Source organism: Caulobacter sp. HJHS_5, assembly GCF_056683955.1.
In genome coordinates, this window is sequence record NZ_JBWZNC010000006.1 from 94,720 (window position 1) to 121,189 (window position 26,470).

Sequence of the window (26,470 nt, forward strand, 5' to 3'; positions counted from 1 at the left end):
CGGACTATTTCAGGCTCGCCGCCAGATGCTCGGCGTGCATCTGGTGTTCGCCGAACAGCTTGCGCCCGGTCTGCAGCAGGCTCTTCAGCTCGCCGTTCCGGGCGTTGGGGACGAGGGTCTTGTCGAGCGCGCCGTTGACCGTCTGGTGATAGGCGACCTCGTTCTGGAGATAGGCCTTGTCGAAGGCGGCCCCGTCGAGCTTGGCCAGGCTTTCGGTCTTGGCCTTGGCGGCGGCCGAGAGGGCCTGGCTGGTCGGGTTGTCCTGCGGGGTGACGCCGAGCTTCTTGACCAGGGCGAGGGCCTGCTGGTTCACGGCCGCGTGGTCGCGAACCATCTCCTCCGCGAAGGCGCGGACGCTCGGGGTCTTCGACTTGGCCAGGGCCTGCTTGCCGGCGGCGATATCGATCTCGCCGGCGGTATAGGCGATGTGAGCGATCTGGGCGTCGTTGGGCGCCGGCGCCTGGGCGGAAACCGCGAAGGGCGCGACCAGGGCGGAGGCGGCGGCGAGAGCGGCGAGGGGGCGGAACATGGGCTTATCCTTTGCGAGGGGCGGGTCTCGACAATTGGATCGCGCGGCGGTGCAAAGGTTCCCGGGAACCTCGAGCCCGCCCACCGGGTCAGAGCGGTAAGCCCCAGGAGTTCGCGATGACCGTCCGCGCCGCCGTCGACTACGCCGCCCATGACGAGGCCGCCCTGGTGGGCCTGGCCCGACAGAACCACGGCGGGGCGTTCCGCGCCCTCATGCAGCGCTTCAACCAACCGCTGTTTCGCACCGCCCGCAGCATCCTGCGCGACGACGCCGAGGCCGAGGACGCGCTGCAGGAGGCCTATGTCCGCGCGTTCGGGGCGCTGGGCGGCTTTCGTGGCGACGCCAGCCTGCGGACCTGGCTGACCCGGATCGTCATCAACGAGGCGCGGCGGCGATTGGCCCGGCGCCGCGAGACGGTCGAGCTCGACGCCGTCCAGGCCGCCGAGGACGAGGGGCGCGTCGTCAGCCTGCTCGGTGGGCCGATGGCTCTCGATCCCGAGCGAGAGGCCGCCCGCGCCGAGACGCGCCGGATGCTGGAGCGGGCGGTGGACGGCCTGCCGGAAGCCTTCCGTCTCGTCTTTATCCTGCGCGAGGTGCAGGAGCTGACCATCGAGGAGACCGCCGAGAGCCTCGGCCTGAAGCCGGCCACGGTGAAGACCCGCCTGTTCCGCGCCCGCAAGCTGCTGCGCGAGCGGCTCGACGAACAGCTCGGCCAGGCGGTGACGGGCGCCTTCCCCTTCCTCGGCCGCCGCTGCGAGCGGATCACCGCGGCGGTGCTGGCGCGCCTGGGACTTGCCGTCTAGGCGACCTCGCGCCCCGCGCCGACCCCGCCCTGGTGGATCGGCAGGGTGAAGCTGACCGTCGTGCCGTGGCCGGGGATGCTCTGCATTTCCAGCGTTCCGCCGTGCAGCTCGACAAGGGACTTGGTCAGGGCCAGGCCGAGGCCGGTGCCGGCCTGGGTCTTGGCGTGCTGGGTCTCCACCTGTTCGAAGGGGCGGGCGAGGCGGGCCAGGTCTTCCTTGGCGATGCCGATGCCGGTGTCCTCCACCGAGATGCGCAGACGCTCGCCGATCACGTCCCGCAGGCCCTCGGCCCGAACGGTCACGCGGCCGCCCTTGGGCGTGAACTTCACGGCGTTGGACAAGAGGTTGAGCAGGATCTGTTTGACGGCGCGGTAGTCGGCCTCGATCTCCGGCAGGTGCGGGAACTCGACCAGCAGCTGCAGGCCGGCGGCCTCGGCCCGGTTGCGGATCAGGCGCACGGCGTCCTCGGTGACGTCCTGCAGGCTCATCGGATCGAAGCGCAGGGTCATCTTGCCGGCTTCGATCTTCGACATGTCGAGGATGTCGTTGATCAGCGCCAGGAGGTGCTGGCCGGAGTTGTGGATGTCCTTGGCGTATTCCTTGTAGCGGGCGTCGCCCAGGGCCCCGAACATCTCGTTGAGCATGATCTCCGAGAAGCCGTTGATGGCGTTCAGCGGCGTGCGCAGCTCGTGGCTCATATTGGCCAGGAATTCGCTCTTCGACTTGTTGGCGCTCTCGGCGCGCACCTTTTCGGTCTCGTAGCGGCGGGCCAGCTCCGAGAGCTGCTCCTGGCTGCGCTCCAGGCTGATGACGGCGGCCTGCAGCTGCTCCTCATTCTGCCGGCGGGCCTCTTCCTGCTGCTTGATGGCGGTGATGTCGTTGGCGGTCATCACCAGGCCGCCCTCGGCCGTGCGCCGTTCGGAGATCACCACCCAGCGGCCATCGTTCATCTCGGCCTCGCGCACGCCGCGGGCGCCGTCCTGCGCCGGCTGCTGGCGGGCGATGGCCAGGGCGGCGAAGCGGTTGACCTCGTCGCGATGGGCGCCGGGCTTGAGGATGCGCGGCTCCAGGTTGAAGACCGTGCGATAGGCGCGGTTGCACATCAGCAGGCGACCCTGCCGGTCCCATAGGACGAACGCCTCGCTGACGCTTTCGATGGCGTCGCGCAGGCGGGTCTCGGCGGCCTGGGCGCGGGCCTGGGCGATGCGTTCCTCGGTGACGTCCAGCGCCACGCCGATGATGCGCGTATGGCCGTCGCGGCCTGGCTTGCCGAAGCCCTGGCCGCGGGCGTCCAGCCAGATCGACCGGCCGCCGGTGCGGCTGGGCACACGGAAAGAAACGTCGAAGGCCCCGTACTGGGCGGCGGAGGCCAGCTGCTGGCGCACCTTTTCGCGGTGGTCTGGCGCTACCCGGTCGAGCAGTTCCTGGCCGCTGACGACGCCGCCGCCGCCCCAGCCGAACATCGCCCCGGTGACGTCGGAGAGGAACACCACGTCCTCGTCCAGATCCCACTCCCAGATGCCGCAACGGGCGGCCTCGACGGCCAGGCGGAAGCGCTGCTCGTTGGCGGCGCGCTCGCGCTGGGCGATCTCGGTGCGCCGGCTCTGGATGATCAGCAGCAGGGCCAGGGCGATGCCGACAATCAGCGGGATCAGCAGGGCGAGCATGGACTCGATCTGCTCGCGCCGGACCGAAACCGAATTGGTCGAGGGGACGGCGACGACGGCGAGCAGGGCGCCGCCGGCCATCGGGTGCGCGGCCACGTCCAGGCTCGAACCGTCCGGTCCCTGAGCCCGCTGGGCCGGCTGGGCGGCGAGGTCGGCGGCGGTGACCGAGAAGGCGTCCCGCACCCGGGGCGCGGCGCCGACGCCGCCCGCGCCGCGCGCGGCCAGCATGCGACCGTCGGCCAGGGCGACCGCCGCCGTCGGCGGCGCGCCGGCCTCGGCGAGCATCCGCGCGGGATCGCTCACGGAGAGAAGGATCAGGCGGCCGGAGGCGGTCGGGACGATGCGGGCGGCGTAGAGCAGGCGCGAGCCGGCGGGGGCGCCCGTCCATAGCGTGCGGCCCGAGGCCTCGGCGGCCTTGGCGGCGCCGGTCCAGTCGGCGCCGGTGGCGGAACCGGCGCTGGCCATCAGCCCCGTCGGGCCGACCACGGCGACGGCCTTGGCCTGGTCCTTCATCGCCGCGAAGGCGGCCTCGGCGGCGTCGATGGGGGTCGATGGATCGGCGCGGAGTTGGCCGGCGGTCGCCGCCAGGGCGGCGTTCTGGGCGCTGAGGCCGCCGTCGACCACGGCGGCCAGGGTGCGCGCCTGGGCGGCCAGCAGCGCTCCGCCGGGCGGGGCGGCCGCGTCGCGCTGGGCTTTTTGCAGGGCGAAGGCGGTGTAGACGACAAGCATCAGCGCCGCCGCCAGGACGACGATGCGGACCATCGCCTGATCCGAGCCAGGGGGGCGCACCTTCACGGCGACGGGGCCGGCGGCAGCGTCGTCTCGCCTCCTCCCGCCGTGCTTCACCAACTCCACCCCGCTCTCGGAATCGCCGAGTCACCCCGCTCGAACACGGAATCTTAAGCTGCGTCGGGCCGCGCGTCACGGCCCGAAGGATGAGTCGCTCGGTCGCCGGCGAACTTGGCCGTGAAACTTCAGGCGATCGCCTTGCTGGCCAGCTCGTAGACGTTCTTCGACAGGCCCGGATGGGCGGCGATCCGCTCCAGCTCGGCGCGCATCAGGGCCGCCAGCTCCGGCGCGTAGCGACGCCAGCCGCCGAGCGGCTCGACGAGGCGGGCGGCCGTCATCGGGTTGAAGGCGTCGACAGCCAGAATCTGGTCGGCCAGGAAGCGATAGCCGGCACCGCTGGGGTCGTGGAAGCGGGCCGGATTGCCGTTGGCGAAGCTCTGCACCAGGGCCCGCAGGCGATTGGGGTTGGTCGCCTCGAAGTCCGGATGGGCGGTGAGCGCCAGGACGCGGCCAAGCGCCCCCTCGGACGGATCCCTGGCCTGGGCGGCGAACCATTTGTCCAGCACCAGCGGCTCGTCGCGCCATTTGCCGTGGAAGCTCGCGAGCGCCTCCTCGCAGGCCTCGCCGCCGAGGGCGACCAGGGCGTTCAGGCCGCCGATGGCGTCGGTCATGTTGCCCGCCGCTTCGAAGTGGCCCCGCGCGCGCTGCTCGACATCGGCGTCCGGGGCGGCGGTCAGCATCTCCAGGGCGGCGTTGCGCAGGGCGCGACGTCCGGCGCTGGCGGCGTCGGGGGAAAATTCGCCGTCGTCCTGCAGCGACAGGTGCAGGCGGCGCAGCGGCTCGGCCAGGTGCACGGCGATACGGGCGCGCAGGGCGTCGCGCGCCGCACGCAGGGCGGCCGGATCGGCCGGCTGGCGGGCGAGGGCGAGATCCTGTTCGCTGGGCAGGCCGAGCAGCAGGGCCTTGAACGCCTCATCGGCCTGTTGATCGTTCAGCGCGCGGCCGAGCGCCTCGGCGAAGCGCTCCTCGCCCACCTCGTCCGGATCGCCGGCGGCGCGGCCGAGGATCAGGGCCTGGGCCAGGGCCTGGCCGGCCTCCCAGCGGTTGAACAGGTCGGGATCGGCGGCGAGCCGGACGTAGCGGTCGGTCGGCCGCTCATCGAGCGACAGCTTCACCGGCGCGGAGAACCCCTGCAGGGCCGAGATCACCGGCGGCCGGAGCACGCCCTCGAACCGCACCGTGCGGGCCTCGCCGTCGAGCGTCACCAGCTCCTGCGGCCGGATCACCACGCCGTCGTCGTCCAGCAGGGTGATGGCGACCGGAATCGGCAAGGGATGCTTGACCGCCTGGCCCGGGGTCGGCGACGTCGCCTGGGCCAGCGACAGCTCCAGGGCGCCGGCGGCTTCGTCATAGCGGCCGGCCACGGTCACCTGCGGCGTGCCGGCCTGTTCGTACCAGCGGAAGAAGTCGGTCAGGTCTCGGCCCGAAGCCTCCGCGAAACAGGCGATGAAGGCTTCCACCGTGGTGGCTTCGCCGTCGTGGCGCTCGAAATAGAGGTCCATGCCCTGGCGGAAGGCGTCGGCCCCCAGCAGGGTCTTCAACATGCGGATGACCTCCGAGCCCTTCTCGTAGATCGTCGCCGTGTAGAAGTTGTCGATCTTCAGATAGCTCGATGGGCGGACCGGGTGGGCGAGGGGGCCGGCGTCCTCCGGGAACTGCCGGGCGCGCAGGCTTTTCACGTCCTTGATCCGCTGCACCGCCGCCCCGCGCATGTCGGCGCTGAACGACTGGTCGCGGAACACGGTCAGGCCTTCCTTCAGGCATAGCTGGAACCAGTCGCGGCAGGTGATCCGGTCGCCGGTCCAGTTATGGAAGTACTCGTGGGCGACGACGCTCTCGATGCGCTCGTAGTCGAGGTCGGTCGCCGTCTCGGGGTCGGCCAGGAGCAGGCTGGAGTTGAAGATGTTGAGGCCCTTGTTCTCCATGGCCCCGAAGTTGAAGTCGCGCACGGCGACGATCATGAACAGGTCGAGATCGTATTCGCGGCCAAAGGCTTGCTCGTCCCACTTCATCGCCCGCTTGAGGCTGTCCATGGCGTAGACGGCGCGGGAAGCCTGACCGGGATCGACGTAGACGCGCAGCTCCACCGTGCGACCGCTCATGGTCACGAAGCTGTCGGCCAGCTCGTCCAGTTCGCCGGCGACCAGGGCGAAGAGGTAGCAGGGCTTGGGGAAGGGATCTTCCCACACCGCGAAGCGGCGGCCGCCGCCGAGGGCGCCGCTGTCGATCAGATTGCCGTTGGAGAGCAGGCGGGGCAGGGCGGCGTCGCCCTCGATCCGCACGGTGTAGCGGCTCAGCACGTCCGGCCGGTCGGGGAAGAAGGTGATGCGGCGGAAGCCCTCGGCCTCGCACTGGGTGCAGAAGCGGCCGCCGCTCATGTAGAGGCCCATCAGGGCGGTGTTGCTGGCCGGGTCGATCTCGACCTCGGTCTCCAGAACGAAGGCGTCCGGCGCGCCGGGAATGGTCAGACTCTCGGCGTCGATCGTATAGGCCCCCGCCGCCAGGGCCGCGCCGTCGATGGCGACCGAGATCAAGGTCAGGCCTTCGCCGTCGAGCCGCAGCGGATCGGCGTGATCGCCGTTGCGCCTCACGGCCAGCCTGGCCTTCACCCGCGTGGCGTTGGGCGCCAGATCGAAGGTGAGGCCGACCGTGTCGATCAGGAAGGCAGGCGGGCGATAATCGGCGAGGCGGATGGCCTGGGGCGTGTCGGTGCGCATGCCTGACGAGGTAGGCGCAAAGCGCGCCGGGCGCCACCTCCGCGAGGGCGTTTACTCCGCCGCCTGTTTCACGCCGGCGGCGGGCGCTTCCTCGATGTAGCGCTTCAGCGCCTGGGCGCGCTGGGCCATGGCGGCGATCGTCGGCGGGGCGTCCTCGGGCGCTTCGAGCACCAGGGCGACCAGTTCCTCCGCCAGGCCGAGCAGGTGCGGAGCGGTGACGATCAGGCGGGCCTGGCGCTCGATCTTCAGTGGGTCGCGGTCGTATTCGGCCCCGGGCGTGCGCCAGCCGCCCCAGTCGTTGGCGTCGGTGACCACCACCGGATAGGTGCCGGGATAGGGGTGGTGCGCGCAGTCCTGCGGGGTCTGCCACTTGTTCTTGGCGCGCAGCACCCGCCAGCGCTCGCCGCTGGAATCCTGCGGCGCGTCCTCCGCCCGCAGTTCGCCGGCCTGAAACTCGCGGCCGAGGCCCACGTCGTAGGTGACCTTGACCGGCTCGTCGAAGCCCTTGGCCCAGATGGGCACGATGCGTTCGACGATCGCCCAGGCGCCGACGCTCTCGACCCACACCCGCTGGTTCTTTTGAAACGCCGCCTTGGCCATCGCGATACCCGCACGAAAATCGCGCCGACCATCGCCGATAATCCTTGCCGGGGGGTCAATACCCCGAAAACGCCGTCAGGCGGCGTTGCGGCGGGTCTGGGCCTCGATCCAGGCGTAGGTCTTTTCCAGCCCCTTCACGAGCGGATCGTTCGGCCGCCAGCCCAGCTTCTGCTCGATCAGCCGGTTGTCGGAGTTGCGGCCGCGCACGCCCAGCGGGCCCGGAATGTGCTCGATCTCGATCCGCTTGCCGGCGATGTCGGCGACGATGCCGACCAGTTGGTTGATGGTCACCATCTCGTCCGAGCCGATGTTCACCGGCACGTCGACGTCCGAGCGCAGCAGGCGGGTGGAGCCTTCGACGCATTCGTCGACATAGAGGAACGAGCGGGTCTGCTCGCCGTCGCCCCAGATTTCGATGCTGCCGCCGTTGGAGGCCAGGGCCACCTTGCGGCAGACGGCCGCGGGGGCCTTCTCCTTGCCGCCTTCCCAAGTTCCTTCCGGGCCGAAGATGTTGTGGAAGCGGGCCACTCGGTTCTTCGTGCCGTGGTTGCGGTTGTAGGCGAGGAACAGCCGCTCGCTGAACAGCTTCTCCCAGCCGTATTCGCTATCCGGCGCGGCGGGGTAGGCGCTGTCCTCGGCGCAGTTGGGATTGTCCGGGTCCTCTTGGTTGTACGCCGGGTACATGCAGGCCGAGGAGGAATAGAACACGCGGCTGATGTTCCGCTTGTGGGCGGCGTCGGCGACGTTGAGGTTGATGGTCGCCGAGTTGTGCATGATGTCGGCGTCGTGGGCGCCGGTGAAGATGTAGCCCGCCCCGCCCATGTCAGCGGCCAACTGGTAGACCTCGTCGAAGCGGCGGTCGATGACGCCGCGCACGTTGCCGGGCTCGCGCAGGTCGGAGATCACGAAATCGTCGGCCTCGGTCTCGGCATGCTCGTTGAACTTCAGGTCGACGCCGCGCACCCAGAAGCCCTCACGCTTCAAACGCTTGACCAGGTGACCGCCGATGAAGCCGCCGGCCCCGAGCACCAAAGCAGATTTCGTCACGCCTGTTCCCCGAATGCGAAGGGCTGGGTGGTAGCGCCTTTCCGCGAGGCCTCGCAACCCTGCGGCGCGCAGGCGCCGCAACTCGCGCGATTCAGATGCCGGCGCCGTTGTCCTGGGTGCGCAGGGCGGCTTCGTGCGCCGCCGCCTCGGCTGCGATCCAGGCCGCGAAAGCCTTCACCTGCGGCAGCCGGCCCTTGGCCTTGGGATGCACGAGGTAATAGGCGAAGTCGACGACGGTGGCGTCCTGCAGCGGGGCGATCAGACGGCCGGCGTCCAGGTCGGCCTGGGCGAGCGTGCTCTTGGCCAGGGCCACGCCGCGGCCGGCGGCGGCGGCCTCGATGACCAGGCTGGACTGATTGAAGCGCGGACCCCGCGCGCCGTCGACGTCGCGCACGCCGCGCGCGGCCAGCCACATGGCCCAGTCGGGGCAGCTGTCGTCGGCGTCGGGCGAGCCGTCGTGCAGCAGCACGGCGTTTTTCAGGTCGGCCGGCGCGTTCAGCGGGTGCTCGGCCAGGAATTCGGGGGAGGCGACGGGAATCACCGTCTCGCTGAGCAGGCGGGTGACCTCCAGGCCCGGATAGCGCCCGGCGCCGTAGCGGATGGCGAGGTCGACCTCGCCGGCGTTGAAATCGACCACGTCCATCCCGGCCGAGAGCCAGACGTCGACCTGCGGGTGGGCGGCCTCGAAGCGGCCGAGGCGCGGCACCAGCCACTTGGCGGCGAACGAGGGGGCGGCGGTCAAGGTCAGGCGGCGGCCGTCGACGGCGGCGGTCAGCATTGAGGCGGCCTCGGCCAGGCGGTCGAAAGCTTCGCGCAGGGCGGGCAGGGCGGTCTGGGCCGCGTCGGTGAGCAACAGGCCCTTGGGGGTGCGCCGGAAGAGGGCGGCGCCCACATAGTCTTCCAGGTTCTGGATTTGCTGGCTGACAGCGCCTGGCGTCACCGAAAGTTCGTCGGCCGCGCGGCTGAAATTGAGGTGGCGCGCCGCGGCCTCGAAGGCCCGGAGAGCGTTCAGCGGCGGCAGCCGGCGTCTGGTTGTTTCGCCCCTGGTATCCAAAAGAATTCCTGACAGGCCCCGCAGAACTGATCGTTTGCGAAGTGGCGCCTTCGAACCCATTTTGCAACCGTCCGGCGGCGTATCGGCCCTTTTCGCCGTTGGACGAACCCGGGCGGGCGCTTGCGCCCGCCCGACTTTTTTCAAGCCTGGCGCTTGTCGGACGAAGAAGCGGGTCGCCCCGTTCACTTCGATCCGGTAAGGGCTCGGCGCCTTTTAGAAGTGCTGAAGGCAGCGTCGCTTAGAAACCCGTCCGACCATGTCCCGCCGTCCTCCTCAATCCCGATCGACAGGCCCGGCTTCCAGCCGCCTCGTGGTGCTGCGCGGCGGTGAGCCGCGCGCCGGCGTCGTCTGGCTGGTGGGCGCCGGTCCGGGCGATCCCGATCTGCTGACGATCAAGGCGGCGAAGGCCCTGGCGGCCGCCGACGTGGTGCTGCACGACGGCCTGGTCTCGGACGAAATCCTGGCCCTGGCGCCCGCCGCCGCCCGGCGGATCAGCGTGGCCAAGCGCAAGTCGCACCACACCCTGCCGCAGGACGAGATCAATCGCCTGCTGGTGGCCTTCGCCCGTGAGGGCCTGACGGTGGTTCGCCTGAAGGCGGGCGACCCCTTCATCTTCGGCCGCGGCGGCGAGGAACTGGCCGCGTGCCGCGAGGCGGGCGTGGCCTGCGAAGTGGTGCCCGGCGTCACCGCCGCCCTGGCGGCCTCCGCCGGCGCGGGCGCGCCGCTGACGCACCGCGGCCTCGCCCAGGCCGTCACCTTCGTCACCGGCCATGCGGCCCCCAAGGGCGATGAGCCCTGGGGCGAACCGGCGCTCGACTGGGCCGCCCTGGCGCGCCCGAACCATACCGTCGTCGTCTACATGGGCCTTTCGGCGGCTCCCGCCCTGGCCGCCCGCCTGACGCAGGCCGGCCGGGCGCCGGGGACGCCGGTTCTGATCGTGGAGAACGCCAGCCGCGCCGACGAACGGCGCGTGGTCTCCACCCTGGCCGGACTGGCCGACGCCGCCGCGACCCTCTCGGGCCCGGCGATCCTGATCATCGGCGAGACCGCCGCCCTGGCCGACGTGGCGGGCGTGGCGGAACACGCCGCGCAATTCGAGTGGAAGCGGGCATGAGCGACGTCCCTGTAAAAATAGTCCCCCTGAAGGGCGTCACCGGCAATCGCCTGCAGGATGGCGAGGTCGTGTTCTGGGGCGAGGGCGGCTGGCGCGAGCGCTTCGCCGATATTTCGCTCTACGACACGGCGGATGCGGCCGAGGCGGCGCTGACCGAAGCCAAGTCGCAGCCGACCGTGATCGTCGACCCCTACATCATCGACGTGCGCATCGAGGACGGCCTGCCGATCCCCATCGCCTATCGCGAGCGCGTGCGCGCCCTCGGCCCCACCATCCACCCGGACATGGGCAAGCAGACGGAAGGCGGCGCGGTGATCGACGCCATCGCCCACGCCGCCGGCGCCGCCCGCTCGGCCGGCCGCATCAACCTGATCAAGAAGCGCTGAGGAAGCCATGTACCGCTACGACGCCTTCGACGCCGAAATGCTCGCCGACCGCACGGCCGAGTTCCGCACCCAGGTCCAGCGCCGGGTCGCCGGCGAGATCACCGAGGAGCAGTTCAAGCCGCTGCGCCTGATGAACGGCCTGTACCTGCAGCTGCACGCCTACATGCTGCGGATCGCCATTCCCTACGGCACGCTGAACGGCGAAAAGCTGCGCCGCCTGGGCCACGTCGCCCGCGTCTACGACAAGGGCTACGGCCACTTCACCACGCGCACCAACCTGCAGCTGCACTGGATCAAGCTGAAGGACGCCCCGGCCATTCTCGACCAGCTGGCCGAGGTCGGGCTGCACGCCATCCAGACCTCGGGCAACTGCATTCGCAACATCACGGCCGATCCCTACGCCGGCGCCAATCCGGAGGAGCTGGACGATCCGCGCGTGTGGAGCGAGGTCCTGCGCCAGTGGTCGACCTTCCACCCCGAGTTCTCGTTCCTGCCGCGCAAGTTCAAGATCGCCATCGGGGCGTCGCCGAACGACCGCACCGCCGCGCGCATCTACGACATCGGTCTGAAGCTGCGTCGCAACGACGACGGCGAACTCGGCTTCGAGGTGATGGTCGGCGGCGGCCTGGGCCGCACGCCCTATCTCGGCCCGACGATCCGCGAGTTCCTGCCGACGCAGCACCTGCTCAGCTACCTGAGCGCCATCCTGCGCGTCTACAATCGCCACGGTCGTCGCGACAACATCTGGAAGGCCCGGATCAAGATCCTGGTCGCCAGCCTCGGCGCCGCGGAATTCGCCCGCCAGGTGGAAGAAGAATGGGCGGCCATGCGCCAGGCCGGCGAGGCCGACGGCATCGACGCGCCGCTGGAGGAAGTGGCCCGCATCCGACAGGCCTTCGTCATCCAGGCCTTCGAGGCCCGGCCGGCGAAGTCGGCCGCCTTCGACACGGCCAAGGCCGATCCGGCCTTCGCTCGCTTCGTCCGTCAGAACGTGCTGGCGCACAAGCAACCCGGCTACGCCATCGTCAACATCTCGCTGAAGGCGCCCGGCGAAGTGCCCGGCGACTGCTCGTCGGACCAGATGGACGCCATCGCCGACCTGGCCGAGCGCTATTCGGCCGACGAGGTGCGGGTGCACTACGAGCAGAACCTGATCCTGCCGCATGTGGCCCTCGACGACGTGCCGGCGGTGTTCGCCGAGCTGCAGCGCATCGGTCTGGCGACGCCGAACATCGGCCTGGCCTCGGACATCATCGCCTGCCCGGGCCTCGACTACTGCACCCTGGCCAACGCCCGGGCGATCCCGATCGCCCAGGCGATCGCCGCGAAGTTCGCCGACCCGGTGGTGGCGGAGGACGTGGGCGAACTGCGGGTGAAGATCTCGGGCTGCATCAACGCCTGCGGTCACCACCACGTCGGCCACATCGGCATTCTGGGCGTCGATAAGAAGGGTGAGGAGTTCTACCAGCTCACCCTCGGCGGCTCCGGCCTGGAGGACGCCCGGCTGGGCGACATCCTGGGCCCGGCTCTCCCGGCCAACCGCGTGGCGGAGGCCGTGGATATCATGGTCGACATCTACAAGAAGTCGCGCGAACCGGGCGAACGGTTCGTCGATACCTATCGCCGTCTCGGCGTCGCTCCGTTCAAGGCCGCTGTCTATGCCGAAGCTCATTAAGATCGAAGCCGAAGGCCCGGTCTGGGCCGAAGACCCCTTCTTCGACGTCGTCGACGAAGATCCGACGCCCGGCCAGGGCGGCGTGATCCTGTCGTTCGCCCGCTTCCAGGAAGAGGGCGCGGCCCTCCTCGCCGAGGGACGCGAGGTCGGCGTCCGCCTGAACGCCGACGAGCCGGTCGAGGCGCTGGCCGAGGTGCTGGACCGCCTGGCCGTCGTGGCTCTGGTGTTCCCCAAGTTCCGGGACGGGCGCCAGTATTCGCAGGCGGCGCTTCTGCGCGGCCGCCTCGGCTATCAGGGCGAGGTGCGCGCCGTCGGCGACGTGCTGCGTGAGCAGGGCCGGTTCATGGCGCGCTGCGGCTTCGACGCCTTCGTGCCCGCCGACGGCGCCACGCCGGAGGACTGGGCCTCCGTGCTCGCGCGCTACCGCCACGTCTATCAGCGCGCCGCCGATGGCCTGGAACCCGTCTGGAAGGAGCGCGCCTGATGGCCTTCGACCAGATCGACCGCACCCACATCGATCAGGCTCAGCCGGTCGCTCCGGCCCTGCCCGATCTGGCCGAGCGCCTGCGCGACGCCCACCCGCTGGAGGTGATCCGGGCGGCCTACGAGCTCTATGGCGACCGCTTGGCCATGGTCTCGTCGTTCGGCGCCGAATCCGCCGTGCTGCTGCATCTCGTCAGCCGGGTGTCGAAGGACATCCCCGTGCTGTTCCTCGACACGGGCATGCTGTTCGGCCAGACGCTGGACTATCGCCGCCAGCTGGCCGAGCGCCTGGGCCTGACCGACGTCCGCGACCTGCGTCCGGCCTTCGCCGACCTGGCGACGGGCGACCCGAAGTCCGACCTGCACAAGACCGACATCGACGCCTGCTGCCATATCCGCAAGGTGCTGCCGCTGGACCGGGCGCTCGGCGACTTCGACGCCTGGATGACCGGCCGCAAGCGCTTCCACGGCGGCGACCGCCTGCGTCTGGCGACGGTCGAATTCAGCGACGGCAAGGTGAAGTTCAACCCGCTGGCCAACTGGAGCAAGGCCGAGCTCGACGCCTACGCGGCCGAACATGACCTGCCGGCCCACCCGCTGGTCGCTCAGGGCTTCCCGTCGATCGGCTGCTGGCCGTGCACCAAGGCGGTGGACAACCCCAACGCCGGCGACCTGCGCGCGGGCCGTTGGCAGGGTCAGGAAAAGACCGAGTGCGGCATCCACGTCGCCCGCGCTCCGGGCGCCCCGTCGAACCTCGGCGGCGATATCTGACGACCGCTTGACCTGAGGCCTCCCCGGCGTAGGGGAGGCCGATGGACGTCGCCGCGCTTGTTTCGGCCTTCGAGGCCCGCACCCTGCCCAAGGAAGCCTGGACGCATGCCGCCCATGTCAGCGTGGGCGCGGTCTACGCCTGGCGATACGGCCGGGCCGAGGCCCTGCGGCGGCTGCGTGCGGCGATCCCGGCCTACAACCTATCGGTCGGCGGCGAGAACACCGACACCGCCGGTTACCACGACACCATCACCGCCTACTACGCGGCGGCGGCGGCCGACGCCGTGTCCGGGGCCGGCGATGAGGATGAAGCGGCGGCCCTGGCCCTGGCCGGCGAGCATCTGACGCGCGAGGCGCCGCTGCGGTTCTGGTCGCGGGAGACGCTGTTTTCGGTTCCGGCGCGGCGCGCCTATGTCGCGCCGGACCTCGCCGAGCCGCCTTTCGAGCTGGGTGGGTAAAATTATGTACCGCTCACCCCTGCGAAGGCGGGGGCATAGGTTTTTTGTCGGTGGTCACTACGGCTTGCAGAAAAAGCCTGGGTCCCCGCCTTCGCGGGGATGAGCGGATCAGAATGCCTCAGTTCGGCGGGCAGCCCTTGAACTCGCCCACCTTGCTGACCGTGAGGGTCGAAAGGTTCAGCGGCATCATCGGCTTCATCGACGCCTTGCCGTCGCCGGTGAACAGGTCGATGCGATTGCCCTTGATGTCGCCGCCCTTGTCGGAGGCGTACCAGAAGCCGTCGTGGCTGGTCCCGTCGGGCATCGGCAGGCCGACGGTCTCCTTGATGAACAGCACGGTGCGGCGCTTCACGTTCAGGCCGTCCACTGCGGCGGTGCGCATGGCCACCACCTTGCAGCCCAGGCTGTCGAGCGCGCCGATGCCCTTGGCGCCGGCGTGATAGAGGCTGGCCTTCAGCTTGAAATCGGCCGTGCCCGGCATGGCGCCGATCAGGGCGGAAACGATCAGATCACCGAGCGGATCGGGCTTGGACTCGCGAGTCTGGGCGGCGGCGGGGCCGGCGACCAGGGCGGTCAGAACAAGAAACGCAGCGAGGCGGCGCATGGGGGAGTAAGCCTCCAAGGTCGTCAGGGCGCGCCTACCTAGGCTAAGACTTGCCGCGAAGGCAAGCTTGAGCGGAGGACGCGCGGCGCTGCGGATCTATGGCGACGGCCGTTCGGGCAATTGCCTGAAGGTGAAATGGACGGCCGAAAAGCTGGGTCTTCCCTATGCCTGGACCGAGGTCGACATCATGACCGGCGGCTCGCGCAGCCCCGAATTCCTGGCGATGAATCCGGCCGGCCAGACTCCGACCGTGGTGCTGGAAGACGGCCGTCCGCTGGCCCAGTCGAACGCTATCCTGCTGCATCTGGCCGAGGGCTCGGCCCTGATTCCCGCCAACGCCTACGACCGCGCTCGCATGTTCGAGTGGCTGTTCTGGGAGCAGTACAGCCACGAGCCATACGTCGCCGTGGCCCGCTTCCAGATGCTCTTTCTCGGCAAGCCGAAGGCGGAGCTGGACGAGAAGATCGTCACTCGCGGCGAGGCGGCCCTGGCGCGGCTGGAGCTCGGCTTGGCCGGGACGCCTTATCTGGTCGGCGACGCCCTCAGCCTCGCGGACATCTCGCTGGTCGCCTACACTCGCGTGGCCCACGAGGGCGGCTTCGACCTGGCGGCCTATCCCAAGGTCCGGGCCTGGATCGCACGGGTCGAGCAGGACCTGGGCCTCTAGCGTCACCTTTCCGTTGCATGCGGGCGCTAGGCGCGTGCAACCTCCCGGGCCTGTTCGGAGCCTCCCATGCGTCGCTTTTTCCTCGCCGCCGCGGCCGTCGCCGTCGCCGTCGTCGCCGCGCCAGCCTCCTCCGCCTTGGCCTGGGGCGCGTCGGGTCACCGGGTGATCGGGGAACTGGGCATGCAGACCCTGCCGCAGGAGGTGCCGGCCTTTCTGCGCGCCAAGGGCGTGGACGTGACCGTCGGCGAATACGCGCGTGAGCTCGACCGCTCGAAGGGCGCCGGCCGCATTCACGACAACGACCGCGATCCCGCCCACTTCGCCGACATCGACGACAACGGCCGCCTGCTCGGCGGGCCGAAGCTCGACGCCCTGCCGCCGACCCGCAAGGATTACGAGACCGCCCTGCGCGCCGCCGGGACCGACAGCTGGCAGGCCGGCTATCTGCCCTACGCCATGGTCGACGGCTGGCAGCAGCTGGTGAAGGACTTCAACATCTGGCGGGTTCTCGTGGCCGCCGAGAAGGTGACCAGGGATCCGGCCAAGAAGCGCTACTACCGACTGGACCGCGCCCGCCGCGAGGCCCTGATCGTCCGCGACATCGGCATCTGGGCGCACTATGTGGGCGACGCCTCGCAGCCGCTGCACGCCACCGACCACTACAACGGCTGGGGCGACGGCCCGAACCCCAACGGCTTCTCGAACGCGCGGACGGTGCATGCCGACTTCGAAGGGACGCTGACCCAGCCCGTCGCCGGCCAGCCGGCCCGCGTGCGCGCAGCCATGCCGGCGATGGCGCCTTGCGACTGTACCGACATCATGCCCCGCACGGCGGCCTACCTCGCCCAGACCAACAGCAAGACCGTTCCGGTCTATCAGATGTTCAAGGACAGGACCCTGAGCCTGGGCGACCCTCAGGGCGAGGCCTTCATCGCCGAGCGTCTGGCGATGGGCTCGGCGCAGCTGCGCGACATGATCGTCGACGCTTGGCGGGCCAGCGCGACCATGCGCTTCGGCTATCGCCCGGACATGACCCTGCAGGATGTCGAGAGCGGCAAGGCCGACCCCTGGGCGGATCTTTACGGCAAGGACTGAGGGGCGAACTCCTCGTGCTTCGAGGCTCGCTGCGCTCGCACCTCAGCATGAGGATTTCGACTGAAGCGCTAAGCCAGCAGTAGCCCTCATCCTGAGGCGCCGCGAAGCGGCCTCGAAGCTTGTCCTGAGCGCCGCCGCAGGCGGCGTCGAAGGGGACGAGGGCGGTCCCGCTGGGACTAAGCCCGCTTGTTCAGCGTGATCGCCGTGGCCGCGCCCACGGGCGCGGTGGCCAGGCCGCCGGCGCCATAGCCGCCGTTGCTGCTGCGCTGGCTGGCGACTTCCTCGGCGATGGCGCGCACCAGGCCGTCGGTCACGGTCTTGGCGGCCTGCAGGGCGCGGCCCTGGCGAGCCAGCACGGCGTCGAAGGCCTCGGTGGCGCGCATCAGCCGGGTCTTCTGGGCGGGCGTCGCGGCGGCGATCAGGCCGGGCTGCTGGCGCAGGCGCGAGGACTCATGCCGATAGAGGTTGGCCAGGCGCGAGGTTTCCTCCAGGCGCGCGGCGGCGTCCTGCGGGCGGCGCTGCTCGAAGGCGGCGGCGTCGAGCGCGATGCTGGCGGTCAGCCGGTCGGTGAGGACGATCATCGCCTCGATACGGTCGGAGCCCGCGGCGTCGGTCTGGGCCGGAAAGTTGGACATCACGACAGTCCCTGCATCTTGAGCATCTGCGCCTGAACCGAGCTGGCGAGGCCCACGCCGCCGGCCTTGACCATCGACTTCGACATGGCGTCGGTCAGGAACGAGCGGAACATCTGGGCGCCCTGGCCGCCGCTGAACTCGCCCTCGTCGACGCCCTGGAACATCTCGCCGAGCATCACCGAGAGGAACGAGGCCTCGAAGTCCTGGGCGGTCTTCTTGATCTCGCCGCGCTTGGCCAGTTCGGCGGCCGAGGTCGCGGTGAGGCCGGCGGTCGGGCTCGCGGGCGGCAGGGCTAGGGAGGAGAGGGCGCTCATCACATCACCTCGATATCGGCTTGCAGGGCGCCCGCGGCCTTGATGGCCTGCAGGATCGAGATCATGTCGCGCGGCGTGACGCCGAGGGCGTTCAACCCGTTTACCAGGCTGGCGAGCGAGGCGCCGTCCTGCAGCATGATCAGCTTGCGGCCCTTCTCCTCCTCGACGCTGACCGTCGAGGCCGGCTCGATCGCGGTCTGACCCTGGCTGAATGGGGCCGGCTGGCTGATGCGCGGGCTTTCCTGCACCGAGATGGTCAGGTTGCCCTGGGCGATGGCGACGGTGGAGATGCGGACGTTCTCGTCCATGACCACCACCCCGGCCACCTCGTCGATCACCAGCTTGGCCGGGCTGTCGACCTGGATCGGCAGGTTCTCCACGGCGGTGACGAAGCCGATCATGTTCTGGCCGCTCGGCGGCGTCAGGGTGACGATGGTGGGGTTCTCCACGGCGGCGGCGCCGGGATAGCGGGCGTTCACCGCCTGGGCGATGCGCTGGGCGGTGGTGAAGTCGGGATTGCGCAGCGTCATGCGCATCTGGTTCATCGCGGCCAGCTGGAAGCCGGTCTCGCGTTCGACCAGGGCGCCCCCGGCGATGCGGCCGGCGGTCGGCACGCCCTTCAGCACGGCCGAGCCCGAGGCCCCGCCGGCCGAGACCGAACCGGTCTGCACCGTGCCCTGCGCCACCGCGTAGACCTGGCCGTCGGCGCCGACGAGGGAGGTGACCAGCAGGGTGCCGCCGAGCAGGCTCTTGGAGTCGCCCGCGGCGGAGACCGAAACGTCGATCGGCGAGCCGGCGGCGGCGAAGGCGGGCAGGCGGGCCGTCACCATCACCATGGCCACGTTCTTGGCGTTGAGGTTGGCGTCGCGAACGTTGGTGCCCAGGCGCTCGAGCATGGCCTCCATGGCCTGGCGGGTCTGCGGCGAGTTGCGCAGGGTGTCGCCGGTGCCGTTGAGGCCGACCACGAGGCCGGCGCCCGTCAGCATGTTTTCCCGCACGCCCTCGAACTCGACCACGTCCTTGATCCGCGAGGCGGCGAAGGCCGGCGGGGCGGCCAGGCAGGCGACGGCGGCGAGGCCGGCGGCGGCGAGATGGAACAGACGGGTGAACATGGTCGGACCTGCACGCGTGACACGGGCTTGCGCCCGAGTCTTCCAAAGCAGGAACCGCGCCAGGAGAAAGCCCATTTAAAGCAATGGGATAACGTTCGGCCCGGTCGGTCTCGGCAGAAATTGCCCGGCATTAACCATACCGCAAGGCGGAAGACGGAAGAGTTGGCCCATGAAGGTTTCCGGCCCCAGCAGCCTGGCTCCCAACGTCGCCTCGAAGGGCGCGCGCCCGACCTCGGGCGCCGCGTTTTCGCTGGGCGGCGCGGCGCCCGTCGCGCCGACCGGCCCGGCCGCCTCGGTGGCGCCCGTCGCCTCCCTGGCCGCCCTGATGGCCCTGCAGGAAGTGGGCGGGCCGCTGGAACGGCGAAAACGCGCCATGGGCCGCGCCGGCCGAATTCTCGATGTGCTGGACGAGGTGAAGGTCGCCCTGATCGGCGGCGACCTTACGCCCGCCACCCTCGAACGCCTCACCCGCGCGATTCGCGAACAGCGCGAGGCGACCGACGATCCGGGCCTCGAATCCGTGCTCGACGAGATCGAGACTCGCGCCGCGGTGGAGCTCGCCAAGCTTGAGCGTTCAGCGGTTGCGGCGTGAAGGCGCGCGCGCAACGCGAGCTTGATTGTGTGTACCCGCGGTTTTGCTATAAGCGCCTCGCCTACCGTAGGCGGGATTTATAAGGCGTGAGTACGTCAATGCAGTCGACCGCGGTTCTGGTGCAAGACGAGTACCGTCCTTCCGAGGACGAAGAGTTCATGAACGAGCGCCAGCTTGAGTTTTTCAAGCAGAAGCTCAACGACTGGAAAGAAGAGATTCTCAAGGAATCTCGTGAGACGCTCAGCCACCTGAAGGCCGAGACTGAGAACCACCCGGACCTCGCCGACCGCGCCTCGTCGGAAACCGACCGGGCTTTGGAACTGCGCACCCGGGACCGCCAGCGTAAGCTGATCTCCAAGATCGACGAGGCCCTGCGCCGCATCGAGGACGGCTCCTACGGCTATTGCGAGGAGACCGGCGAACCGATCAGCCTCGCCCGCCTGGAAGCTCGCCCGACCGCGACCCTCAGCCTCGAGGCCCAGGAGCGCCACGAGCGCCGCGAACGCGTCCACCGCGACGACTGAGGCGGTCTGCGTCCTTCGACGCGGCCGCTCGCGCGGCCTACTCAGGATGACGCAGTCTGTGGAAGCCAAAATCAACGTCATGCTGAGTAGCGCGCAGCGCGTGTCGAAGCATGCACTGCGCCATTCCAGCGCCGCAAATCCTTGACTTCCCGGCCCCCAAGTCCGACCTAGCGCCCCTTCCTTCAAGGGACGCCTTCTCATGACCGTCAAGGTCCGCTTCGCCCCGTCGCCCACAGGCCGCATCCATGTCGGCAACATCCGCGCCGCGGTCGTCAACTGGCTGTTCGCCAAGGGGCAGGGCGGTCAGTTCGTGCTGCGGATCGACGACACCGACCTGGAGCGTTCGACCAAGGAATATGAGGACGGCATCGAGACCGACCTCAAGTGGCTGGGTCTGGTCTGGGACGAGCGTCACAACCAGTCCGCCCGCTTCCCGGTCTACCATCAGGCCATGGAGCGGCTGAAGGCTCAGGGCCGGCTTTATCCCGCCTATGAGACCGCCGAGGAGCTGGATCGTCGCCGCAAGGTGCAACTGACCCGCGGCCAGCCGCCGATCTACGATCGCGCCGCCCTCAAGCTCACCGCCGACGAGATCGCCGCCCTGGAAGCCGAGGGCCGCCGCCCGCACTGGCGCTTCCGCCTGGAAGGCAAGCGGGTGAAGTGGGACGATCTGGTGCGCGGGCCCGTCGAGGTCGACACCGCCTCGATGTCCGACCCGGTGCTGATCCGCGAGGACGGCGCCTTCCTCTACACCCTGCCGTCGGTGGTCGACGACATCGACATGGCCATCACCCACGTGGTGCGCGGCGAGGACCACACCACCAACACCGGCGTCCAGATCGAGATCTTCGAGGCGCTCGGCGCCAAGCCTCCGACCTTCGCCCACTTCAGCCTGCTGGTCGGCGCCGATGGCGAGGCGCTGTCGAAGCGCCTCGGCTCGATGTCGATCCGCGACCTGCGCGAACAGGGCTTCGAGCCCCTGGCCGTGGTCTCCCACATCGCCAAGATCGGCACCTCCGATCCGCTGGAGCCCGCGCCCAGCCTGCAAGCGCTGGCCACCGGCTACGACTTCGGAAAGATGGGCCGCGCCCCGGCCCGCTACGACAGCGCCGATCTGCAGCGCCTGAACGCCGGCGTGCTGCACGCCATGAGCTACGCCGAGGCCCAGCCGCGCCTTTCGGCCATCGATTGCGACCTCGGCGAAGGGTTCTGGACCCTGATCCGCGCCAACCTCGGCCTGTTCGACGGCGTCGCCAACTGGGCGCGCGTCGTGCGCGGACCGGTCGAGCCGCTGATCGACGACCCGGCCTTCGCGGCTGAGGCCGCGGCCCTGCTGCCCGAAGACCTCGACTGGTCGGCCTTCACCAACGCGGTCAAGGAAAAGACCGGCGCCAAGGGCAAGGCCCTGTTCCTGCCCCTGCGCCGCGCCCTGACGGGCCTCGATCACGGCCCCGAGATGGGCCCGCTGCTGGCCCTGATCGGCCGGGAGAAAGCCTTGAAGCGCCTAGCGGGCGAGACGGCGTAAGGCGCCGATATCGCTCGTTTTTCGTCACAGCCGGCCTGGTGCCGGCTGCCCATGAACACCGCTCTTACGGGCGCGAATCCGCCCCTTCGGACTCACCGCGCATGGGGCGCCGGGACGAGCCCGGCATCCCGAGCCTGTCGAAGGGCGAGGCGGTCCCGCCAGATCAGCCGCTCAGGTCAAGCTCCCCGCCACCTGCGGCATCGGCGTCGTCGCGGCCTTCTCGTCGTCCGCCATCCGGTGCAGCGCCGGCACGATGTCCTCGATGCGGTCCACGGACACATAGCCCTCGGTCAGGGACGGCGGCGTCAGCCTGGCCCGCACGGTGTGATCGAGCAGGTCGAAGAACGGCTTCCAGAAGGCGGTGTCCCAGAACACGATCGGCTTGCGGTGCAGGTCGAGCCGCCGCCACGACAGCAACTCGACGATTTCCTCCAGGGTGCCGATGCCGCCGGGCAGAACGACGAAACCGTCGGACCGCTCGAACATCATCATCTTCCGCTCGTGCATGTTGTTGACGACGATGGTCTCGACGTCGTCGAACGGTTGCTCGCGGCCCTGCAGGAAGTTGGGAATGATGCCCAGCACGCGGCCGCCGGCGTCGTGCGCGCCGCGCGCCACCTGCCCCATCAGGCCCACGCCGCCGCCACCGTAGACCAGGCGCAGGCCGTCGTCGGCCAAGGCGCGGCCGAGATCGCCGGCGCCGGCGAGAAGGGCGGGGTCGGCGTCGTTGGACGATCCGCAATAGACGCAGATCGAATCCAGACGCCTGGACTCGTCGGACATGCTCGTCCACTCCAGGATAAAGGGCCGGCGCGCTTGCGAACGCGCCTTCGACGGCCGATCTAGCATCCGCAACGCCGGGAGGGGACGAAAACTCGCCGTGACACGTCCGACCCTGCCGCCTCTTCGATACGCCCTGCTGACGGTCCTGGTTCCGCTGCTGGGGGCCTGTAATCCCGACACCACCGCCTGGACGTCCGGCAAGGCGGCGCCCGCCCCGCCGTCCAGCGGCGAGGCCGGCTACATCGCCCCGCCCAGGGTTACCGCCGCCTTCGTCGGCTCCGACCGCCTGACCCTCACCGGCTCGGCCCGCGCCGGCTCGCGCGTGCGGCTCGGCCCGCCGGCGGGCGACGCCATCTTCGCCACCGCCGACGCCGCCGGCGGTTTCACCCTGGTGCTGCCCGCATCGCCCGAGGTGCGCCTCTTCGGCCTGTCGATGGCGGTGGGCGACCGGGCGGTGCAGTCCGAGGGCTATCTGATGGTCTTGCCCAACGGTCAGCTGCTGCAGTTGCGCGCTGGCGGCGGCGCCTGGAGCCTGGCGCCCGCCTCGGCGCAGCCGCGCCTGCTCACCGTCGATCACGACGGGGAGGGCGGGGCGATCATCTCGGGCTCGGCCCCGGCCAACGCCCAGGTCAGCGCCCGCATCGACCGCTCCACCGTGGCCGGCGGCAGGGCCGGCGCCGACGGCCATTTCGACATCGCCCTTTCCGAGCCGCTCCGGCCCGGCGATCACAGCATCGACCTGGTCGCCGACAGCGGCCGCGACAGCCTCACCGTGCCGGTCAGCCGCGCCGAGCCCCTGATCAACCCTTTCCGCGGCCAACGCACCGACTTCGGCTGGCGCGTGGATTGGATGACCCCGGCCGGCGGGGTGCAGACCACCCTGGTGTTCGAGCGCGGAGGCCAACCTTGAGGCCGGCGCGCGGCGGCCGGACGCGTCCCCCGGCGGAGCACCCCACCGATCAGCCGACCGCCAAGCTCGGTTCCGGCGAGGCGATGCGCATCCTCCTGGCCCTGGTCCTGCGCGCGCCCGCGCCCCAGCTGCGCCTGCGGCTGGCGGCCGCCCTGGCCCTCACCTTCGCCGGCAAGGCCCTCGGCGTCTGGGCGCCGTTGCTGCTCGGCCAGGCGGTGAACAGGCTGACGGCGGGGCAGGGCGCGGTGGTCCAGGTCACCTACGCCTTCGCGGGCCTGGCCATCGGCTGGGCGGCGATCCGCTTCGTCTCGTCGGTGGCGCCCAACATGCGCGACGCGGTGTTCGCCCCGGTCGGCCAGGCCGCCCAGGCCCTGGCCGCCAAGGAGACCTTCGCCCACGCCCTGTCGCTGTCGATCGATTTCCACCAGTCCAAGCGCAGCGGCGTCCTGGGCCGCATCGTCGATCGCGGCGCGCGCTCGGTGGACTTCCTGCTGCGCGGCCTGGTGTTCAACATCGTGCCGACGCTGGTCGAGCTGGTGCTCGCCGCCGTGGTCCTGACCCACGTCTATGACTGGCGCTTCGCCGCCACGGCCATCGCCACGGTGGCGCTCTATGGCGTCTTCACCTTCAAGCTCTCCGACTGGCGCATCGCCCAGCGGCGCGAGCTCAACGACGCCGACAACGAGGTGGCCGGCCGCTCGGTCGACGCCCTCTTGAACTACGAGACGGTGAAGGCCTTCGGGGCCGAGGATCGCGCCGTGGCCGGCTACGGCGAGGCGCTGAACCGCTACAGCCGCGCCTCCGTGGTCACCACCCAGTCGCTGGCGGTGCTCAACATTTCCCAGTCGGCGGTGATGAGCGTCGGCCTGGCGATCATGGCGGTGCTGGCGGGCAGCGACGCCGCCGCCGGCCGCATCGGTCCGGGCGACGTCACCGCCGCTGTGCTGATCCTGGTCAATCTCTACCAGCCGCTGGCCTTCCTCGGCTTCGCCTATCGCGAGGTGCGCCAGTCGTTCATCGACATGGAAGCCATGGTCGACCTGCGTCGCCAGGCGCCGGAGATCGCCGAGAACGCCAACGCCCACGACCTGCCGCCGCGCCACGCCGCCGGCGCCGTGGTCGCCTTCGAGAACGTCTCCTTCCGCCACGGCGCGCGTTCGGACGGGCTCACGGACGTCAACTTCGTCGCCCCCGCCGGCGCCACCGTCGCCATCGTCGGCCCGTCCGGCGCGGGCAAGACCACGCTCGTGCGACTGGCCCTGCGCCTGCTCGATCCCCAGGCCGGACGCATCACCCTGGAAGGCGTCGACCTGCGCGAGCTGACCCACGCCTCCCTGCGTCGCGCGGTGGCGCTGGTGCCGCAGGACGTCGCCCTGTTCAACGACACGCTCAAGCTCAACATCGGCTTCGGCAATCCCGAGGCGGACGAGGCCGAGCTGTGGGCCGCCGCCGAGGCGGCCGAACTCGGCGACTTCATCCGCGCCCTGCCGGAGGGCATGGAGACCAAGGTCGGCGAACGGGGGCTCAAGCTGTCGGGCGGCGAGCGCCAGCGCGTCGGCCTGGCCCGCGCCCTGCTGGCCGATCCCCGCGTGCTGATCCTCGACGAGGCCACCAGCGCGCTGGACAGCCGCACCGAGGCGGCCATCCAGGCCACCCTGCGCCGCGCCAAGGCCGGACGCACCACCCTGGTGGTCGCCCACCGCCTCTCGACCATCGCCGACGCCGACCAGATCATCGTCCTGCGGCGCGGCAAGCTGGTGGAGCAGGGCACGCACGACGAGCTGCTGGCCGCCGGGGGCGAATACGCGGCCCTCTGGCGGCGCCAGACGCGGGCGCAGCAGGTGGCGGCTGAACAGGCCGAACAGGTTTAGCGCTCGTTCAGCGCTCACACATACCCGATCCAGCGGCCGAGCGTGGCCGCCGCGAGCCAGAGACAGAGCGAAAATCCCGCCATCGCCTGGGCGGCGGGCGGGGAGGCGTCCGATCTCAGCTCACCGAACAGGCGTCGGAAGACCAGGGCGTTGCCGACGCCGAGCGCGATGAGCAGCACCTTGGCCTGGAACAGTCCCGAGGCGACCAGCCCCTTGGCGTCCGCCGCGAACATCAGCCCGCCGCTGGCCAGCATCAGCACGAGGCCGACGATGGCGAAGGGCGTCAGCATGCGCGACAGCTCCGCCACCGGCACGCGGCGCCCCACCCCGAGCACGCGCAGATCGACCGCCCCGATGCCGCCGACCAGCAGCACCAGCCCCAGCAGGTGCGCCAGGTTCAGCTGGAAATAGGCATGTCGTCGCACGAAGGCGCCGAGGCTGGAGGCCTCGAGGCCGGCGGCCGCATCGACGATCCAGGCGGGCGGTTCGATGGCCGCGACCTAGCGCAGCAGGTTGGTCGTCTTGCCCGCCACGCGGATGCTCTCGGCCTTGATCTCGTTCTTGGAGAGATCGACGTTGCGCTTGCCCGAGATCCACACCGTCTGCCCCGGCTTCAGGCTCGCTTCGGTCAGGCCACGCTGCTGCATGCGGGAGATCGGGGCCAGGGTGACCAGCCAGCGCTTGCCGGCGGCGGTGATCTCGATCTCGCCGTGCGGATCGCGATAGCTGACCTTCTGGATCGGGCCTTCGAGCACGGTGACCTTGTCTTCCTGGCCGCTCCAGCCGTGGTGGGCGTATGCGGCGGCGGGGACGAGGATGGCCGCCGCGGCGGCGATGATGGTCAGACGCTTGGAGAACATGGCGACCTCCTTGAGTTTCCCGACCGGGCGAGCCTACGCCGAGACGCGCCGCCCGGCTACTCCGTCTCGAAGGCGGCGTCGGGATGGCGCTCGTAACCGGCGGCCTCGCTCAGTACGTGGAACCGCTGCACATAACGGGCCTGGGCCAGGGCAGGGGGCAGGGGATCGATGGTCAGGCTGTAGCCGACCGGCGGCGCGCCGAAGAAGCCGAGCGCCTCGTCGTGGCTGAAGCCGGCCAGCTGAGTGGCCTCGAAGAAGGCGCAGGCGCGGTCGGCCTGCTTGATCAAGGTCTTCACGGCCTTGGGCGTCTCGGCTGGCAGGCCGAAACGGATGTGGATGGCGTTCTCCAGCCGCTCCTCGAAGCTCTTGTAGGAAACCCCGAGCGCCGCCTTGAACGGCGAGATCATGTCGCCGATCACATATTCGGAGGCGTCGTGCAGCAGGGCCGCCAGGCGCCAGCGCGGCTCCAGCGCCGGGTCGATGTGGGCGGCGATCTCCTCGACCACCACCGAATGCTGCGCCACCGAGAAGCCGTGCTCGCCGACGGTCTGGCCGTTCCAGCGGGCGACGCGGGCCAGGCCGTGGGCGATGTCCTCGATCTCGATGTCCATCGGCGACGGGTCGAGCAGGTCCAGCCGGCGGCCGGACAGCATGCGTTGCCAGGCGCGGGGCGCGGCCCGGCCTTTTTCCCCGCCTTTGCGATGCAGCCCTTTGGCCACGAGTTCGTTCCCTACAGTGAAGCCTGGCGGCGCCGGCGCTCATGGTGCGTGGAGCAACGGTTGCTCCAGATCAAGGATAGGAACGCGCACGGTAGTGGATAAGGGG

28 protein-coding genes are annotated in these 26,470 nt (G+C 70.1%); 14 read left to right on the forward strand and 14 right to left on the reverse strand.

The features are described 5' to 3' along the window. Positions 1 to 4: 4 nt before the first annotated feature. Positions 5 to 529, reverse strand: a complete 525-nt coding sequence (locus ACFLIT_RS12725) for a DUF4142 domain-containing protein (RefSeq protein ID WP_479911619.1) — start codon at positions 527 to 529, stop codon at positions 5 to 7. 116 nt (positions 530 to 645) lie between these two features. Here ACFLIT_RS12725 and ACFLIT_RS12730 point away from each other — a divergent pair, with 116 nt between their 5' ends. After that, the gene (locus tag ACFLIT_RS12730) at positions 646 to 1,332 is read left to right on the forward strand and encodes an RNA polymerase sigma factor (protein WP_479911620.1); all 687 of its coding nucleotides are present in this window, start codon (positions 646 to 648) and stop codon (positions 1,330 to 1,332) included. Here the strand turns inward: ACFLIT_RS12730 and ACFLIT_RS12735 are convergent. The 5 genes from ACFLIT_RS12735 to gcvA all read right to left on the reverse strand — a co-directional run bounded on the left by ACFLIT_RS12735 (position 1,329) and on the right by gcvA (position 9,266). Further along, positions 1,329 to 3,761 (reverse strand): PAS domain-containing sensor histidine kinase, encoded by a 2,433-nt coding sequence (locus ACFLIT_RS12735; RefSeq protein ID WP_479911621.1) that lies wholly within the window; start codon positions 3,759 to 3,761, stop codon positions 1,329 to 1,331. The two genes, ACFLIT_RS12730 and ACFLIT_RS12735, sit on opposite strands and share 4 nt — an antisense overlap. Positions 3,762 to 3,973: 212 nt before the next feature. After that, a complete protein-coding gene (gene pepN / locus ACFLIT_RS12740; protein WP_479911622.1) occupies positions 3,974 to 6,565 on the reverse strand; it encodes an aminopeptidase N in 2,592 nt (863 codons plus the stop codon). A 51-nt stretch (positions 6,566 to 6,616) separates the two neighbouring features. Beyond that, complete coding sequence (locus ACFLIT_RS12745) at positions 6,617 to 7,165, reverse strand: hypothetical protein (RefSeq protein ID WP_479911623.1); 549 nt, start codon at positions 7,163 to 7,165, stop codon at positions 6,617 to 6,619. Between the two features lie 75 nt (positions 7,166 to 7,240). Further along, a complete protein-coding gene (locus tag ACFLIT_RS12750) occupies positions 7,241 to 8,212 on the reverse strand; it encodes an NAD-dependent epimerase/dehydratase family protein (RefSeq protein ID WP_479911624.1) in 972 nt (323 codons plus the stop codon). A 91-nt stretch (positions 8,213 to 8,303) separates the two neighbouring features. After that, complete coding sequence (gene gcvA / locus ACFLIT_RS12755; RefSeq protein WP_479911625.1) at positions 8,304 to 9,266, reverse strand: transcriptional regulator GcvA; 963 nt, start codon at positions 9,264 to 9,266, stop codon at positions 8,304 to 8,306. A 256-nt stretch (positions 9,267 to 9,522) separates the two neighbouring features. Between gcvA and cobA the strand changes: the two genes are divergently transcribed. From cobA to ACFLIT_RS12785, 6 genes are read left to right on the forward strand one after another with little or no spacing between them, the layout of a single operon-like run. Continuing rightward, a complete protein-coding gene (gene cobA / locus ACFLIT_RS12760; RefSeq protein ID WP_479911626.1) occupies positions 9,523 to 10,380 on the forward strand; it encodes a uroporphyrinogen-III C-methyltransferase in 858 nt (285 codons plus the stop codon). Beyond that, a complete protein-coding gene (locus tag ACFLIT_RS12765) occupies positions 10,377 to 10,766 on the forward strand; it encodes a DUF2849 domain-containing protein (protein ID WP_479911627.1) in 390 nt (129 codons plus the stop codon). Before cobA ends, ACFLIT_RS12765 begins: the two co-directional genes overlap by 4 nt. A 7-nt stretch (positions 10,767 to 10,773) precedes the next feature. Next, complete coding sequence (locus ACFLIT_RS12770; protein WP_479911628.1) at positions 10,774 to 12,441, forward strand: nitrite/sulfite reductase; 1,668 nt, start codon at positions 10,774 to 10,776, stop codon at positions 12,439 to 12,441. After that, on the forward strand, positions 12,425 to 12,925 hold the full coding sequence (locus ACFLIT_RS12775; RefSeq protein ID WP_479911629.1) for a DUF934 domain-containing protein: 501 nt from the start codon (positions 12,425 to 12,427) through the stop codon (positions 12,923 to 12,925). The genes ACFLIT_RS12770 and ACFLIT_RS12775 overlap by 17 nt, the downstream gene beginning before the upstream one ends. Then, positions 12,925 to 13,695 (forward strand): phosphoadenylyl-sulfate reductase, encoded by a 771-nt coding sequence (locus ACFLIT_RS12780; protein WP_479911630.1) that lies wholly within the window; start codon positions 12,925 to 12,927, stop codon positions 13,693 to 13,695. The genes ACFLIT_RS12775 and ACFLIT_RS12780 overlap by 1 nt, the downstream gene beginning before the upstream one ends. Positions 13,696 to 13,736: 41 nt before the next feature. After that, on the forward strand, positions 13,737 to 14,153 hold the full coding sequence (locus ACFLIT_RS12785) for a hypothetical protein (protein WP_479911631.1): 417 nt from the start codon (positions 13,737 to 13,739) through the stop codon (positions 14,151 to 14,153). A gap of 118 nt (positions 14,154 to 14,271) precedes the next feature. Here the strand turns inward: ACFLIT_RS12785 and ACFLIT_RS12790 are convergent, their stop codons facing one another. Beyond that, complete coding sequence (locus ACFLIT_RS12790) at positions 14,272 to 14,757, reverse strand: 3D domain-containing protein (RefSeq protein WP_479911632.1); 486 nt, start codon at positions 14,755 to 14,757, stop codon at positions 14,272 to 14,274. Between the two features lie 67 nt (positions 14,758 to 14,824). On the opposite strand from ACFLIT_RS12790, the gene ACFLIT_RS12795 reads away from it, so the two are divergent. Both ACFLIT_RS12795 and ACFLIT_RS12800 read left to right on the forward strand, forming a co-directional pair. Further along, positions 14,825 to 15,424, forward strand: coding sequence for a glutathione S-transferase family protein (locus tag ACFLIT_RS12795; protein ID WP_479911633.1), 600 nt, complete (start codon positions 14,825 to 14,827; stop codon positions 15,422 to 15,424). A 66-nt stretch (positions 15,425 to 15,490) separates the two neighbouring features. Continuing rightward, positions 15,491 to 16,519, forward strand: coding sequence for a phospholipase C/P1 nuclease family protein (locus tag ACFLIT_RS12800; protein WP_479911634.1), 1,029 nt, complete (start codon positions 15,491 to 15,493; stop codon positions 16,517 to 16,519). A 176-nt stretch (positions 16,520 to 16,695) separates the two neighbouring features. On the opposite strand, the gene ACFLIT_RS12805 is transcribed toward ACFLIT_RS12800, so the two are convergent. Genes ACFLIT_RS12805 through ACFLIT_RS12815 form a run of 3 tightly spaced genes read right to left on the reverse strand, consistent with a single transcriptional unit; the run spans position 16,696 to position 18,580 of the window. Beyond that, positions 16,696 to 17,154, reverse strand: a complete 459-nt coding sequence (locus ACFLIT_RS12805; protein WP_479911635.1) for a flagellar basal body protein — start codon at positions 17,152 to 17,154, stop codon at positions 16,696 to 16,698. Further along, complete coding sequence (locus tag ACFLIT_RS12810) at positions 17,154 to 17,468, reverse strand: rod-binding protein (protein ID WP_479911636.1); 315 nt, start codon at positions 17,466 to 17,468, stop codon at positions 17,154 to 17,156. Before ACFLIT_RS12810 ends, ACFLIT_RS12805 begins: the two co-directional genes overlap by 1 nt. Further along, positions 17,468 to 18,580, reverse strand: coding sequence for a flagellar basal body P-ring protein FlgI (locus ACFLIT_RS12815; protein WP_479911637.1), 1,113 nt, complete (start codon positions 18,578 to 18,580; stop codon positions 17,468 to 17,470). Before ACFLIT_RS12815 ends, ACFLIT_RS12810 begins: the two co-directional genes overlap by 1 nt. A gap of 169 nt (positions 18,581 to 18,749) precedes the next feature. On the opposite strand from ACFLIT_RS12815, the gene fliX reads away from it, so the two are divergent. The 3 genes from fliX (at position 18,750) to gltX (ending at position 21,221) form a co-directional block, all read left to right on the forward strand. Beyond that, positions 18,750 to 19,172 carry a flagellar assembly regulator FliX gene (fliX, locus tag ACFLIT_RS12820; protein ID WP_479911638.1) on the forward strand — a complete coding sequence of 141 codons (423 nt, stop codon included), beginning with the start codon at positions 18,750 to 18,752 and terminating at the stop codon, positions 19,170 to 19,172. Positions 19,173 to 19,270: 98 nt separating this feature from the next. Then, on the forward strand, positions 19,271 to 19,696 hold the full coding sequence (gene dksA, locus ACFLIT_RS12825; protein ID WP_479911639.1) for an RNA polymerase-binding protein DksA: 426 nt from the start codon (positions 19,271 to 19,273) through the stop codon (positions 19,694 to 19,696). Positions 19,697 to 19,895: 199 nt separating this feature from the next. After that, a complete protein-coding gene (gltX, locus tag ACFLIT_RS12830; protein WP_479911640.1) occupies positions 19,896 to 21,221 on the forward strand; it encodes a glutamate--tRNA ligase in 1,326 nt (441 codons plus the stop codon). Between the two features lie 171 nt (positions 21,222 to 21,392). On the opposite strand, the gene ACFLIT_RS12835 is transcribed toward gltX, so the two are convergent. Then, entirely contained in the window at positions 21,393 to 22,004 is a 612-nt protein-coding gene (locus tag ACFLIT_RS12835; protein WP_479911641.1) for an LOG family protein, read from the reverse strand. A 97-nt stretch (positions 22,005 to 22,101) separates the two neighbouring features. On the opposite strand from ACFLIT_RS12835, the gene ACFLIT_RS12840 reads away from it, so the two are divergent. Then, positions 22,102 to 22,914: a hypothetical protein gene (locus ACFLIT_RS12840; protein ID WP_479911642.1), complete on the forward strand. Its 813-nt coding sequence runs from the start codon at positions 22,102 to 22,104 to the stop codon at positions 22,912 to 22,914. Positions 22,915 to 22,997: 83 nt separating this feature from the next. After that, positions 22,998 to 24,785 (forward strand): ABCB family ABC transporter ATP-binding protein/permease, encoded by a 1,788-nt coding sequence (locus ACFLIT_RS12845; RefSeq protein WP_479911878.1) that lies wholly within the window; start codon positions 22,998 to 23,000, stop codon positions 24,783 to 24,785. 14 nt (positions 24,786 to 24,799) lie between these two features. On the opposite strand, the gene ACFLIT_RS12850 is transcribed toward ACFLIT_RS12845, so the two are convergent. From ACFLIT_RS12850 to ACFLIT_RS12860, 3 genes are all read right to left on the reverse strand, one after another. Further along, positions 24,800 to 25,210 carry a DUF6644 family protein gene (locus ACFLIT_RS12850; RefSeq protein ID WP_479911643.1) on the reverse strand — a complete coding sequence of 137 codons (411 nt, stop codon included), beginning with the start codon at positions 25,208 to 25,210 and terminating at the stop codon, positions 24,800 to 24,802. Positions 25,211 to 25,285: 75 nt separating this feature from the next. Next, positions 25,286 to 25,645: a DUF6152 family protein gene (locus tag ACFLIT_RS12855; RefSeq protein ID WP_479911644.1), complete on the reverse strand. Its 360-nt coding sequence runs from the start codon at positions 25,643 to 25,645 to the stop codon at positions 25,286 to 25,288. A gap of 56 nt (positions 25,646 to 25,701) precedes the next feature. Next, positions 25,702 to 26,364 carry a YfbR-like 5'-deoxynucleotidase gene (locus ACFLIT_RS12860; protein WP_479911645.1) on the reverse strand — a complete coding sequence of 221 codons (663 nt, stop codon included), beginning with the start codon at positions 26,362 to 26,364 and terminating at the stop codon, positions 25,702 to 25,704. Between the last annotated feature and the right edge of the window lie 106 nt (positions 26,365 to 26,470).

What these genes read in the sequence shown, in the direction of transcription:
- ACFLIT_RS12725 (WP_479911619.1), bottom strand. Translation starts at nt 529, where the DNA reads ATGTTCCGCCCCCTCGCCGCTCTCGCCGCCGCCTCCGCCCTGGTCGCG.
- ACFLIT_RS12730 (WP_479911620.1), top strand. Translation starts at nt 646, where the DNA reads ATGACCGTCCGCGCCGCCGTCGACTACGCCGCCCATGACGAGGCCGCC.
- ACFLIT_RS12735 (WP_479911621.1), bottom strand. Translation starts at nt 3,761, where the DNA reads ATGGTCCGCATCGTCGTCCTGGCGGCGGCGCTGATGCTTGTCGTCTAC.
- pepN (WP_479911622.1), bottom strand. Translation starts at nt 6,565, where the DNA reads ATGCGCACCGACACGCCCCAGGCCATCCGCCTCGCCGATTATCGCCCG.
- ACFLIT_RS12745 (WP_479911623.1), bottom strand. Translation starts at nt 7,165, where the DNA reads ATGGCCAAGGCGGCGTTTCAAAAGAACCAGCGGGTGTGGGTCGAGAGC.
- cobA (WP_479911626.1), top strand. Translation starts at nt 9,523, where the DNA reads ATGTCCCGCCGTCCTCCTCAATCCCGATCGACAGGCCCGGCTTCCAGC.
- ACFLIT_RS12765 (WP_479911627.1), top strand. Translation starts at nt 10,377, where the DNA reads ATGAGCGACGTCCCTGTAAAAATAGTCCCCCTGAAGGGCGTCACCGGC.
- ACFLIT_RS12770 (WP_479911628.1), top strand. Translation starts at nt 10,774, where the DNA reads ATGTACCGCTACGACGCCTTCGACGCCGAAATGCTCGCCGACCGCACG.
- ACFLIT_RS12775 (WP_479911629.1), top strand. Translation starts at nt 12,425, where the DNA reads ATGCCGAAGCTCATTAAGATCGAAGCCGAAGGCCCGGTCTGGGCCGAA.
- ACFLIT_RS12780 (WP_479911630.1), top strand. Translation starts at nt 12,925, where the DNA reads ATGGCCTTCGACCAGATCGACCGCACCCACATCGATCAGGCTCAGCCG.
- ACFLIT_RS12785 (WP_479911631.1), top strand. Translation starts at nt 13,737, where the DNA reads ATGGACGTCGCCGCGCTTGTTTCGGCCTTCGAGGCCCGCACCCTGCCC.
- ACFLIT_RS12790 (WP_479911632.1), bottom strand. Translation starts at nt 14,757, where the DNA reads ATGCGCCGCCTCGCTGCGTTTCTTGTTCTGACCGCCCTGGTCGCCGGC.
- ACFLIT_RS12800 (WP_479911634.1), top strand. Translation starts at nt 15,491, where the DNA reads ATGCGTCGCTTTTTCCTCGCCGCCGCGGCCGTCGCCGTCGCCGTCGTC.
- ACFLIT_RS12805 (WP_479911635.1), bottom strand. Translation starts at nt 17,154, where the DNA reads ATGTCCAACTTTCCGGCCCAGACCGACGCCGCGGGCTCCGACCGTATC.
- ACFLIT_RS12810 (WP_479911636.1), bottom strand. Translation starts at nt 17,468, where the DNA reads ATGAGCGCCCTCTCCTCCCTAGCCCTGCCGCCCGCGAGCCCGACCGCC.
- ACFLIT_RS12815 (WP_479911637.1), bottom strand. Translation starts at nt 18,580, where the DNA reads ATGTTCACCCGTCTGTTCCATCTCGCCGCCGCCGGCCTCGCCGCCGTC.
- fliX (WP_479911638.1), top strand. Translation starts at nt 18,750, where the DNA reads ATGAAGGTTTCCGGCCCCAGCAGCCTGGCTCCCAACGTCGCCTCGAAG.
- dksA (WP_479911639.1), top strand. Translation starts at nt 19,271, where the DNA reads ATGCAGTCGACCGCGGTTCTGGTGCAAGACGAGTACCGTCCTTCCGAG.
- gltX (WP_479911640.1), top strand. Translation starts at nt 19,896, where the DNA reads ATGACCGTCAAGGTCCGCTTCGCCCCGTCGCCCACAGGCCGCATCCAT.
- ACFLIT_RS12835 (WP_479911641.1), bottom strand. Translation starts at nt 22,004, where the DNA reads ATGTCCGACGAGTCCAGGCGTCTGGATTCGATCTGCGTCTATTGCGGA.
- ACFLIT_RS12845 (WP_479911878.1), top strand. Translation starts at nt 22,998, where the DNA reads ATGCGCATCCTCCTGGCCCTGGTCCTGCGCGCGCCCGCGCCCCAGCTG.
- ACFLIT_RS12855 (WP_479911644.1), bottom strand. Translation starts at nt 25,645, where the DNA reads ATGTTCTCCAAGCGTCTGACCATCATCGCCGCCGCGGCGGCCATCCTC.